Annotated in this window: 11 protein-coding genes and 1 pseudogene; 3 read left to right on the top strand and 9 right to left on the bottom strand. The window is 63.0% G+C overall.

Features of this window, described 5'->3' with window-relative positions:
- Positions 1-63 precede the first annotated feature (63 nt).
- Both ACKLLE_RS26995 and ACKLLE_RS27000 read right to left on the bottom strand, forming a co-directional pair.
- A complete protein-coding gene (locus tag ACKLLE_RS26995) occupies positions 64-786 on the bottom strand; it encodes a TylF/MycF/NovP-related O-methyltransferase (RefSeq protein WP_009402974.1) in 723 nt (240 codons plus the stop codon).
- On the bottom strand, positions 783-1,649 hold the full coding sequence (locus tag ACKLLE_RS27000) for a 2OG-Fe(II) oxygenase family protein (RefSeq protein WP_064302486.1): 867 nt from the start codon (positions 1,647-1,649) through the stop codon (positions 783-785). The genes ACKLLE_RS26995 and ACKLLE_RS27000 overlap by 4 nt, the downstream gene beginning before the upstream one ends.
- Before the next feature lie 322 nt (positions 1,650-1,971).
- Between ACKLLE_RS27000 and ACKLLE_RS27005 the strand changes: the two genes are divergently transcribed.
- Entirely contained in the window at positions 1,972-2,550 is a 579-nt protein-coding gene (locus ACKLLE_RS27005) for a hypothetical protein (protein ID WP_420059588.1), read from the top strand.
- On the opposite strand, the gene ACKLLE_RS27010 is transcribed toward ACKLLE_RS27005, so the two are convergent.
- Both ACKLLE_RS27010 and ACKLLE_RS27015 read right to left on the bottom strand, forming a co-directional pair.
- Positions 2,547-3,251, bottom strand: a complete 705-nt coding sequence (locus ACKLLE_RS27010; RefSeq protein WP_420059590.1) for a TraX family protein — start codon at positions 3,249-3,251, stop codon at positions 2,547-2,549. The genes ACKLLE_RS27005 and ACKLLE_RS27010 overlap by 4 nt on opposite strands.
- Positions 3,251-4,066, bottom strand: coding sequence for an AraC family transcriptional regulator (locus tag ACKLLE_RS27015; protein ID WP_420059592.1), 816 nt, complete (start codon positions 4,064-4,066; stop codon positions 3,251-3,253). The genes ACKLLE_RS27010 and ACKLLE_RS27015 overlap by 1 nt, the downstream gene beginning before the upstream one ends.
- Positions 4,067-4,152: 86 nt before the next feature.
- Between ACKLLE_RS27015 and ACKLLE_RS27020 the strand changes: the two genes are divergently transcribed.
- Positions 4,153-5,043, top strand: a complete 891-nt coding sequence (locus ACKLLE_RS27020; RefSeq protein ID WP_420059593.1) for a DMT family transporter — start codon at positions 4,153-4,155, stop codon at positions 5,041-5,043.
- Positions 5,044-5,109: 66 nt separating this feature from the next.
- On the opposite strand, the gene ACKLLE_RS27025 is transcribed toward ACKLLE_RS27020, so the two are convergent.
- The 5 genes and pseudogenes from ACKLLE_RS27025 to ACKLLE_RS27045 all read right to left on the bottom strand — a co-directional run bounded on the left by ACKLLE_RS27025 (position 5,110) and on the right by ACKLLE_RS27045 (position 9,196).
- Positions 5,110-5,448, bottom strand: a complete 339-nt coding sequence (locus ACKLLE_RS27025) for a hypothetical protein (RefSeq protein ID WP_420059594.1) — start codon at positions 5,446-5,448, stop codon at positions 5,110-5,112.
- Positions 5,449-5,523: 75 nt separating this feature from the next.
- Positions 5,524-6,303 (bottom strand): methyl-accepting chemotaxis protein, encoded by a 780-nt coding sequence (locus tag ACKLLE_RS27030; protein ID WP_376699766.1) that lies wholly within the window; start codon positions 6,301-6,303, stop codon positions 5,524-5,526.
- A 75-nt stretch (positions 6,304-6,378) separates the two neighbouring features.
- Positions 6,379-7,464, bottom strand: a pseudogene (locus ACKLLE_RS27035) (cache domain-containing protein); the annotation flags it as partial.
- A gap of 122 nt (positions 7,465-7,586) precedes the next feature.
- Positions 7,587-7,925: a Rieske (2Fe-2S) protein gene (locus ACKLLE_RS27040; protein ID WP_081263135.1), complete on the bottom strand. Its 339-nt coding sequence runs from the start codon at positions 7,923-7,925 to the stop codon at positions 7,587-7,589.
- A gap of 146 nt (positions 7,926-8,071) precedes the next feature.
- On the bottom strand, positions 8,072-9,196 hold the full coding sequence (locus tag ACKLLE_RS27045; protein ID WP_064302478.1) for an FAD-dependent oxidoreductase: 1,125 nt from the start codon (positions 9,194-9,196) through the stop codon (positions 8,072-8,074).
- Between the two features lie 144 nt (positions 9,197-9,340).
- Between ACKLLE_RS27045 and ACKLLE_RS27050 the strand changes: the two genes are divergently transcribed.
- Positions 9,341-10,258: a LysR family transcriptional regulator gene (locus ACKLLE_RS27050; RefSeq protein WP_009402986.1), complete on the top strand. Its 918-nt coding sequence runs from the start codon at positions 9,341-9,343 to the stop codon at positions 10,256-10,258.
- Positions 10,259-10,293 lie beyond the last annotated feature (35 nt).

Genomic DNA, 10,293 nt, shown 5'->3' on the forward strand with positions numbered 1-10,293 from the left:
ATGTCCGCGTACAAACAAAGAAGGCCGCTCAATGAGCGGCCTTCTTGTGTTCCAGCAGTCCATTCAGACGCGGAAATACCCCACCGAAGAATCGAACGGCAAGCGCTTCAGCTCCACCTTGTTCAGGTCCAGCACATCACGCAGCGCGGCAGTCTCGCCGGGGAAGTTGCGATAGGCGACTTCGTCCAGGACCACGATGGCGCCCTTCGGCATGTACGGCAGGAAGGTTTCCAGGGCGACCTTGGTCGACGAGTACAGGTCGGTGTCAAGGATCAGCATGGCCACTACCAGGTCCGGGCGGGTCTTGACGAAGGCCGGTACGGTTTCAAGGATGTCGCCCTTGACGATCTCGCAACGCGGGATGCGGTTGACCGGACGCACCAGGTCGTTGGCATCGATCATGTCCTGGATCAGGCTTTCGTCGGTGTCGGAGAACATGCTTTCGTTGATGTCCGCCGGGTCTTCCTTGGCATCGATGCTGGCAAAGCCCTGGAAGGTGTCGAAGCCGATGATCGAACGGTTGATCGCATACGGCTCGAGGATCATCGACAGCTGCATGTAGAGCATCAACGAGTTGCCCTTGTACACGCCGCATTCAACGATGGCGCCAGGGATGTCCTGGACCATCTTGAACAGTTCGATCCGCGACAGCGCCGCAGTCACGGCGATGCGATTGGCGAAGACGAAGGGGGCATCGGCCACGTATTGGGCATCGACACGGCTCAGCACGCTGGCGCGCTTTTCGTTGTACTCGACCTCGGCAGCGGTCAGACGACGCTTGGTCATGGGTTAACTCCCTGGAATTGCGAAAAGTCGCTGGCATGGAAAAGGTCTTTGAAGCCGGCTTCCACGTCGAAACAACCGTTGTCGACATTCGGCGCGCCGCGCTTGTGAATCAGGTCCTGCAGGTGGATCAGGCGGAAGTCCACGCTGAAGCGGATGCGGTCGGTGTGGTTGGCCACGGTACCGTGCAGGTGGGCGCCGGAGAACATCAGGATCTCGCCGCTGTTGCCGGCGATGCGCAGTTCGGCACTGGCGTCGATCTCTTCCAGGGGCACGGGGTGCACACGGCTTTCCTGGGTGATGTTGTCCTTGGCCTTGAGGCGCTGGTTGCTGATCCAGTCGGTCAGGCTCCAACTGGGGGACGAGTTCTGCACCGGCCTGGTGAAGTACGCCGGGTTGATCATCATGGTCTGCCCGGGCTCGATGCTGTAGATCGGCATCCAGGTATTGAGCTGGCAATCGACGCTGCCATACCAGGTATCGCGGTGAGGCTTGTAGGCATAGCTGACGCCGGCGTGCAGGTAGTCGTAGTTGGGGACCACGCGCACCCGCGGGACGTCGAAAATGTAGTCGTTCGGGTCGGCACCGATTTCCAGGATGTAGTCGCGGATCAGCGCCTTGGCCTGCGGCCCGTTGGTGAACTTGCGCTTGAGCCGGGTGACGTGCTCGACGAAGGTTTCCACCGGCATCTTCTTGTGCAGCGACAGGTGGTCGGTCTCGCCGTCGAAGGCTTCGGTGATGCTGTGCCGGGCCAGGGCGCAAAGCTCATGGGCGCTGCGCAGATGGGTATCGAGGAAGATGTCGCCCGCATAGACCTGCTCGCGGAATGCCGGCTTCTTCTGCAACTGGTTGATGTAGAGATTCATGGGTGCCTCTTCCTCATTAAGACTGATGCCCGCCGGGCGGGCCATGAATTGAAGTGGACGCAAGGCGACGTCCCCCTGCCCGACCGGCAGGGAACTCCAACCGCATGGGCTGCCGGGTCATGGCCCGGCTGTAGTGATCTTGTGATCGGCATCACGCAGGCAAACTTTAATGCCGCCCGGCTTGCCGCAAGCGGCAAGGGGTTTCCGCACGGAGGCACAGCGGCGCACCCTTTGGAGGATCAAAGCCCCGGGACACAGGGGTTTGACCAGACTGGCACAGCTATTGCCCGTACTGGTGGTCCCATTCAAGGAGATCGATCCTGTGAGCATCATCAATGGCCATGGCTGGCAGAACGCTGCCGTCCAGCAACAGCGAAACCTGCCCGCCGTCAGCGGCGTGGACGAGCAAACCTATCAGGTGCAGACAGCCAACGTGTCGCTGCTTTCCACCGTCGCCAGTGCGGCGGCAACACGCAACGCTTCCAGCTCCACCTACCAGGATGCAAAGGACGCGCAGGACGAAGCGTTCGCCAAGCTCAAGGTAGCCTTGCAGAACCCCGCCGACAGCGACGCGACCAGCCGCAGCGCAGCCCAGGAATTCCGTGACTACATGGCGCTTTCGCCAGCGGAGAAGATCCGCCTGAAGATGCTCGGCGAGCTGGGCCTGACCGAGGCAGACTACGAGGCCCTGCCACCCGAGAAGAAGGACGCGATCGACAAGCAGATCGCCTTGCGCCTGAAGGAAGAAAGCGAGATCAAGTCCATGGCCGGGATGGAGCCGCAGATGCAGGCGGCAGTGGCGGCACAGACCTTGATCAGGCCGCTGAGCGAGGTGGAAGCAACAGACCCGGCGCAGTTGCGCAAGGACAAGGAGGATCGGGAGGATCCGCTGAATGTCTAGAAGCCGGTGCCCGCCGGAACCATGTGAGCGAACACGCTGATCGCGGCAAGGTGCAACGGATAGAACGCCCAGGCCCACCGCCCCACCGGCGGCACCGGGCCGGGCCATTCGTGGCGCAGCAAGGCCAGGCCGAGCGACACCGCCATGAACGCGGTACCGGCTACCATCAGCGAAACCGGCGCCAGCGGATGCTGGAACAGCCAACCATTGGTGAAATTCCCGGCGACCGCCAGCAATCCTGCCAGCCAGGCAAACCGCCCCTCTTTCAAAGCGATCAGCAACGCCGCCGGCAGCAGCACGCCCGGCAGACCGTACATCAGCCAGGCGCTGCCCAGCGTCGCGACAAACGCAGCCACCAGCGCCAGCCATGTCGCGGCACGGGTGCGCAGATGCACACCCCAGGCGAGCAGCAGGCCAAGGCCCAGGGTCGGCATCACGTTCAGGGTCGGCGAGCCGTTGTCGAGCCAGCGATACGGCACCTCGGACAGCAGCGAAAACCCCAGGAACCACCACAGGTATCGCCACTGGATAGTCGTCGCGCGCAGCACATTCGCCGCCAGCGCCAGGCAGAACAACGGGAACGCAAGGCGCCCGGGGATGAACAGCCACTCCTGCTGCGGCCACAGGTAACGCAGGTGATCACCGATCATGCTGACGATCGCCAGCCACTTGAGCAGATCGAGGGACGCCGAGCGAGCCATCAACGCGACCGGAACGCCGCCGGGGTCACCCCGACCACCTTCTTGAAGGCGCGGGTCATATGGCTCTGGTCGAAGAAGCCACAGGCCAGGGCCGTCTCGGCCAGGTCGGTACCCAGGCGCAACAGCGCCTGGGCCCGCGCCACTCGCTTCTGGATCTGGTAACTGTGCGGTGCCACCCCGACCTCGCGCTTGAACACGCGGATCAGGTAAAGCGGGTCCATCCCGACATCCAGGCCAAGGGTTTCCAAGGACAGGTTGTGCTCCGCCTCATGGTCTAGACGCCTGCGAATGCGCCGCACCGCTTCGCGCTCGGGACGACCGGGGCGAGCCAGGTCATGCCCGTGCCGTTCGAACAGAGCGGCTAGCGTCTCGACCAGCAGCGTCTCGCGCTCCAGCGGCAACAGCGAATCGGCGAGGCGACCATGGGCCGAGAGCAGGCACCGGGCAACCGCCGGATCATCGCTCATCGGCGCGCGAAACAGGTGCACGTACTGGCTGGCATGACGTCCGGCCAGCACATGCTCGTTCAACCAGCAAGGATCGACATACAGCATGCGGTAGACCCACCCAGCCTGGTCCACCGGCACCCCGTCATGGATCTCCCCCGGGCTCAGGGTCACCACGGTGCCACTGCCGCCGAGGTGGTGGGCGCCACGGTAATACAGCTTTTCCACCCCGTGGGTGATCACCCCGAAGGCATATCGATCATGGGCATGCCTGCCGAAATGCTGCTGGCTGTAGCGCGCGCTTAGCAGCTCGCAGCCCCCTTCGGGAATGCGCAGGAAACGGCAAAAGTCCTTCTCGTGCGGCGTCATTGGCTGTCCAGTTTCGTCCAATCGTTGCGAAGGCAGGCCTGATAGGTTCTGCGTTCCCAAGCAAACCTGCAAGCGATGCCTTCCACATGCAAAACAAACGTGCCCTCCTGGAACTCACCACTGGCGGCCTGATGCTCAGCCTCTCGGCACTGGCCGTGGCCTTCGCCGATATCGGCGCGGGTGGTGCCGGTTTCTACCGCATGCTATTCGCCTCGATCCTGTTCTACCTCTGCCTGAAATGGCGCCGGGTACCGGTACGCCTGCCATCGGCGGCGGCCGTGCGCCTCACTGCCCTCGCCGGCCTGTTCCTGGCCATCGACCTGATCCTCTGGCACCACAGCATCTACATCGTTGGCCCGGGGATCGGATCGATCCTGACCAACTGCCAGGTGTTTTTCATGACCCTGCTGGGCCTTTGGTTGCTCAAGGAAAAACCGTCGCTGAACTTCAGCCTCGCCATCGGCCTCGCGTTCTTCGGCCTGTACCTGCTGCTGGCGCCGGAGATGAGCAGCGAAGCCGGCGTACGCGGCGTACTGTTCGGGATTGCCTCGGGCCTGGCCTACGCGGTCTGCGTCTACTACCTCAAGGCCGCCAGCCAATTGCCCTGCGGCGGCGGCGACAAGCTCGCGCAGATGCTCAACCTGAGCCTGTGGGCCGGACTGGTGATGCTGGGCTATGCGCTGCTGCGCGGCGAGAGCCTGGTTATCGCTGACGGGCAGACCTTGCTGATGCTGGTGATCTACGGGGTGATGGTGCAGTTCGCAGGCTGGCTGCTGGTGAACCGCTCGATCGGGCATATCAGCCTGGGGCTGGCGGGGTTGATCCTGCTGCTGGAACCGGTGATCACCTATTTCGTGGATGTCGCCTTGCTGGGGAAACCCAGTTCCGCAGTCCAGATCGGCGGGGCGTTGCTGACGGTGGTGGCGGTGTATATCGGGTCGTTGCGGCCGCCGGAGAAGGTGTGTGTAACGCAATGAAGGCTTGACGCGAACCGCTGGAAGCAGCGGCCGCGCAGCGCAGCCGCTGTCCAGTCGAGGCGTGACCTAGCGCCTGGCAATACGGTTACGCTCGTGGCGAATACACCCGTCGTAGTAGGTCTTCTTCACCGAGGCCGGTTGCAGGCGGCTGCGGCTGGCGTAGGTCTGCTCGGTGATGCCCACGGCCATCCGCGGCATCCATCGTTCCGGGTACTTGCGCGTCTTGAGATTCTCCCGGGCCCGCCACAGGGTGGTCCCGGAGAGCTTCGAGTGCTGTGCCGAGCGGGCCACTTCCGAGCCCCAGCGGCACATTTCGATCTGTTTCCTGTTCAACTCCCTGGCCTGGGCCGAGGTCATCACCGACATCAGCACCAGGGCCACCGCACCTGCATATCCGAATCGCATCTGGAAAAAGGTCCCACTGTCCAAGAAGCGAAAAATGCTATGCGAAAACAAGGGGTTGAAAGGGCCATCACGGCGTTACGACTTGAACCGCCCCACCAGTTGATGCAATTCCTGCGACAGCTCCGAAAGCCGTCCCGAATCCTCCCGAGCAGAGCCTGCCAGTTGCTCCACCACCCGCGCCTCGTCGTAGATCTGCTGGATATGCCGGTTGATCTCCTCGGCGACGCTGTGCTGCTCTTCGGCCGCTGCCGAAATCTGCAGGTTCTGGTCGCGGATCTCGTTGACCGAAAGCTGGATGCCTTCGAAGCTGTCCCGCGCATTTTCGATGGACGAGACACTGGCCCGGGACAGGTCCAGGCAGCTTTCCATCTTCTCCGAGACTTCCTGGGTCTTGCTGCCGAGGCTGTTGAGCAATTGGTCGATTTCCCCGGTGGAATCGGAGGTGCGCTTGGCCAGCGCGCGTACCTCGTCGGCGACCACGGCGAAGCCCCGGCCCTGGTCTCCCGCCCGCGCAGCCTCGATGGCCGCGTTGAGCGCCAGCAGGTTGGTCTGCTCGGCGATACCGCGAATGGTACCGAGGATCTGGTTGATGCTGCGGCTGCCGGCCTCCAGTTCGAGCATGGCTTGGGACGACTCCACCAGGCGGCTGCCCAGGCGGTTGACGTTCTCGGTGGTCTGCTCGATCTGCTGCTTGCCTTCGGCCACCCGGCGATGGCCGTTCTCCGCGGAGTCGGCCGCGCTGCTGCAGGAACGTGCCACTTCATTGGCGGTGGCGACCATTTCGTTGAACGCGGTGGACACCAATTCCACGGCCTCGCGCTGGCGACCGGCGGCCTCGTTCATGTTCCCGGCCATCTCGCTGTTGGCCCGGGACGCGTCATGCAGGTTGGTGGAGGCTGCGCCGATGCGCTGGATCAGTTGACGGATCGCCGCGAGGAACTTGTTGAACCAGCCTGCCAGTTCGGCGGTTTCGTCCTTGCCGTGGACGCGCAGGTCCTGGCGCAGGTCGCCCTCGCCCTCGGCAATCGACTGCAGGCCGCTGCTGACCTGGCCGATCGGCTTGACGATAACCCGCGAGAAGGCCGCCGCGATCACCGCGAACAGCAAGCCCAGCACGATCACGATGCCGGCGGTGAGCCAGGTCATGCGCGTGGCCGTGGCCATCACTTCCTGCTCCTCGATCAGGCCGACGAAGCGCCAGCCCAGGCCGGGCGAGGTCCAGACATTGGCCATGTAGCGGGTCCCGCCGATCTCCACCGCCGTCGAGCCCTGGGTGGTCGCGGCCAGCCTGGCATAAGGTTCGCCCAGGTCCTTGAGCGGCTTGAAGCTGTGGGCGCTGTCACGCGGGTCGACCAGCACGATGTCGTTTTCGATCAGCATCACGTAGCCGCTGTCACCCAGCTTGATGCTCTTGACCAGTTCGGTGAGGTTTTTCAGGGAAACGCTGACCACGAACACACCCTTGGCCTTGCCGGCCTCGTCGAGCATGGCGCGCGCGGTGCCGACCAGCGCGACATCGTCCTTGTCGTAGTAATACGCGCTGGTGCGTACGGTCCTGTCGGGGCTGGCCATGGCCGCCTTGTACCAGGGACGGGCGCGCGGGTCGTAGTTGGCCAGTTTCGGATCATCCGGCCACTTGGCATAGCTGCCGTCTTCCAGGCCGATGGACAGGATGGCCGCGGCCGGGTGGGTCTCGCCGTACTGGGCGAAGCGGGCGATCACTTGCCTGGCGGATTCCGGCAACGGCTGCTGCGCAGCATCCGGGCCCTGGTAATGTTTCAGGCTGGCGACAGAGGTGTATACAGGATCCTTGGCCATCTGATCGACGTTCTGCTGCGTTCCGTCGAAGAACTGCCGCATGTTGCCGTCGATCTGGCGGATTTCACGGGTGCTGCTGTCGAGGAACTGGCTCACCGCGTCAGACCGGGTATTGCTTACGGCCATGATGCCGACCAGGCTGACAGGGAGGATGGCTACGGATATGAAGGCAAGGGCAAGCTTGGTTTTTATTCTCATGAAAGAGTCACGATCCAGGCAGAAGTTGATCCATTGGTCAGATAATGGCACCTTGCCATCTATTGGTTTTCGGCCGAAGCATCGTGAATCTTTAGGGTTGATTTTGTGTACAAGTTATCACTCTAGTGAATCCACAGATTGAGCTGCTCGTCCTGGTGAATTTCCAGGGCCTGGAGTGACTGGCCCAGGCAAGGGCCCAGCAGGCAGGAACCGTCGGCGGGATCGAACAGCGCGCCGTGGGCGAAACAGACGATGTACTGGCCGTCGCCGGACATGAAACGGTCCTTGCGGTATTGCATGGCGACGTCGAGGTGCGGGCACAGGTTGCGGTAGGCCTTGATCTTGCCCTTCCATTTCAAGGCGAGGACGGTGTCGCGGCCCTGGTGCCAAGGGTCGAAGCCGCGGGCCTGGCCTTCTTGCAGATGGTGTTCGTGGCATAGCAGAACAGGAACGTTCGACACACTTGCTTCCTTCCACATGACTCATGGATTTACGCGGACTCTGTGGGAGCGGGTTCATCGGAGCGCCGAACCGCCGCGATGACGTCAGTGAATTCACTAGCGCAATCGCGGGTGAACCCGCTCCCACAGAGTCCGCGTAACGCTGTTCAGATCGGCTCGGCCGTGCGCGCCAGCATCGCCTTGGTCAGCCCGACCCGGTCGAACCCGGCATCCCGGGCCATTTCCCGTTCGCCAGCCAGGATCGAGTTTTCGGCGATGTACTTGCAGCGGTCGAAGCGGCGCATCATGAAGCGTTGCAAGCGGGTCCGCAGGTCACCGTCGCCGAACAGTTCCTCGGCCAGCACCAGGGCATCCTCGATGGCCATCCCGGCACCCTGCCCCAGGTGCGGCGTGGTGGCATGGGCCGCATCGCCGATCAGGATCACCCGGCCCTTGAACCACGGGTCATCGACGAACAGCACCTCCATCGGCTTGTAGACCACCTGGCTGTCATCGGTGATCTGCTCGCGCAGCTCGCCGACCAGCCCGCCGATTCCGGCGATGCGGTCGCGCATGGTGGCCGCCAGTTGGTCTTTCTCGAACCAGGGGTTTTCCGGCTCATGGGAGGTAGAGAACATGTACATCAGGCCGTCCGACAACGGCACCAGCCCGGCATTGCCTTCGGCGCCGGTGTAGCTGGCCAGGTGGTCGATGGAGGGATGCCGGGGGAAGTTGTAGCGCCACACGGCCTGGCCGGTGAAGCGCGGGGTATAGGTATCCCCGTAGAGCAGGCCGCGGATCTTCGAATACACGCCGTCGGCACCGATCATCAGGTCATAGCGGCCACTGGAGCCGTCGGTGAAACTCACATTGAGGTCGAGGGGAAATTCTTCATAGGAAGCCACGCTGATGCCGAGGCGTACCCGGGTACCGAGTTCGATGGCGGTATCGCTCAGCACCTGGTGCAGGGCCAGGCGCGAGATGCCGACGTTGGCCGGGTATTGCGGACCGGCCAGGCGCTGCCCGGGAATGCGCGCCAGGGCCTTGCCCTGCAGGTCGTAGATGCCGACGTCCTCGAAGGGGTAGGCAGCGTCCAGGTAGCGATCGAGCACCCCGAGGCGGGCCATTTCCCGGACCACGTTGCTCTGCTGGATGATGCCGACGCCGTACACCGTCCACTCCGACTTGATCTCCACCAGGTCGACCTCGACCCCTTGGCGCCGCAGCGCGATCGCTGCGCACAGGCCGCCGATGCCGCCGCCCACGATCAATACTCTGTTGATATCGCTCATGCGTATCTCCCTTGTTCTTGTTGTCTGGATCAGCCCTCGGGCAGGAGGCTGGAAGCACAGGCTAGGAACCGGGGAAGGATTTGACTAATCGTTACTGGGGATGCAGGGTATCGCGAAAATAAATACAACAACGAGATGCCTGCCATGCGCTTCAAACACCTGGACCTGAACCTCCTGGTGGCGCTGGATGTCCTGCTCGAAGAGCAGAACATCACCCGAGCCGCCGAACGTCTGCACATGACCCAATCGGCCACCAGCGGGGTGCTGGGCAGGCTGCGCACCTACTTCGAGGACGACCTGCTGGTCCAGGTCGGGCGCAAGATGATGCTCACTCCACTGGCCCGCGACCTGGAAATTCCGGTGCGCGAAGTGCTGCTCAAGATCCAGACCTCGATCACCGCCAAGCCGGTGCAGGACATCGCCGAAAGCAAACGGCATTTCCGCATCATGGCCTCCGACTACCTGATCAGCGTGCTGTTCGCCGAAGTCATCCGCGAAATCAACCGGCACGCGCCGCTGATGACCTTCGAACTGATCAGCCCTGGCGAAACCGCACGGGAAATGCTGATGCGCGGGGAAGTGGACCTGATGATTGCGCCGGACCACTACATCGTGAAGGAGCACCCGTCGCAGTTGCTCTTCGAAGAGCAGCACGTCTGCGTGGTGTGCCAGGACAACCAGGCGGTGGGCGAGCGCCTGACCCTGGAGCAATACCTGGAGCTGGGGCATGTCTCGGTGGTATTCGGGCGCAGTCGCACGCCGGGGATCGAGGAATGGTTCATGAGCGAATACGGCTGCAAGCGCCGGCTCGAAGTGATCACCCACGACTTCAACACCCTGCCGCAACTGGTGATCGGCACCCAGCGCGTGGCCACGGTACACGGCCGCCTGGCCCGGCTGTATGCACGCAACCTGCCGCTGCGCATCGTCGCGCCACCGGTCAACCTGCCGGCGATGCAGGAGTACATGAGCTGGCACCGCAGCCTCGACCGGGATCCGGTGCTGGCTTGGCTGCGGGGGAAATTGCTGGAAATGGCGAGCGCGACACCGTTGGCGGCCTGACGCTTCCTTCAAAACCGACTCGGCCCCTGTGGGAG

Origin of the sequence: Pseudomonas bharatica, from assembly GCF_048586865.1 — a bacterium.
Classification (GTDB): Bacteria; Pseudomonadota; Gammaproteobacteria; order Pseudomonadales; family Pseudomonadaceae; genus Aquipseudomonas; species Aquipseudomonas bharatica.

Bases quoted from the DNA above. Each gene is read 5' to 3' on its own strand.
- ACKLLE_RS27050 (WP_009402986.1), top strand. From the start codon at position 9,341: ATGCGCTTCAAACACCTGGACCTGAACCTCCTGGTGGCGCTGGATGTC.
- ACKLLE_RS27045 (WP_064302478.1), bottom strand. From the start codon at position 9,196: ATGAGCGATATCAACAGAGTATTGATCGTGGGCGGCGGCATCGGCGGC.
- ACKLLE_RS27010 (WP_420059590.1), bottom strand. From the start codon at position 3,251: ATGGCTCGCTCGGCGTCCCTCGATCTGCTCAAGTGGCTGGCGATCGTC.
- ACKLLE_RS27000 (WP_064302486.1), bottom strand. From the start codon at position 1,649: ATGAATCTCTACATCAACCAGTTGCAGAAGAAGCCGGCATTCCGCGAG.
- ACKLLE_RS27030 (WP_376699766.1), bottom strand. From the start codon at position 6,303: ATGGCCGGGAACATGAACGAGGCCGCCGGTCGCCAGCGCGAGGCCGTG.
- ACKLLE_RS27015 (WP_420059592.1), bottom strand. From the start codon at position 4,066: ATGACGCCGCACGAGAAGGACTTTTGCCGTTTCCTGCGCATTCCCGAA.
- ACKLLE_RS26995 (WP_009402974.1), bottom strand. From the start codon at position 786: ATGACCAAGCGTCGTCTGACCGCTGCCGAGGTCGAGTACAACGAAAAG.
- ACKLLE_RS27020 (WP_420059593.1), top strand. From the start codon at position 4,153: ATGCAAAACAAACGTGCCCTCCTGGAACTCACCACTGGCGGCCTGATG.
- ACKLLE_RS27025 (WP_420059594.1), bottom strand. From the start codon at position 5,448: ATGCGATTCGGATATGCAGGTGCGGTGGCCCTGGTGCTGATGTCGGTG.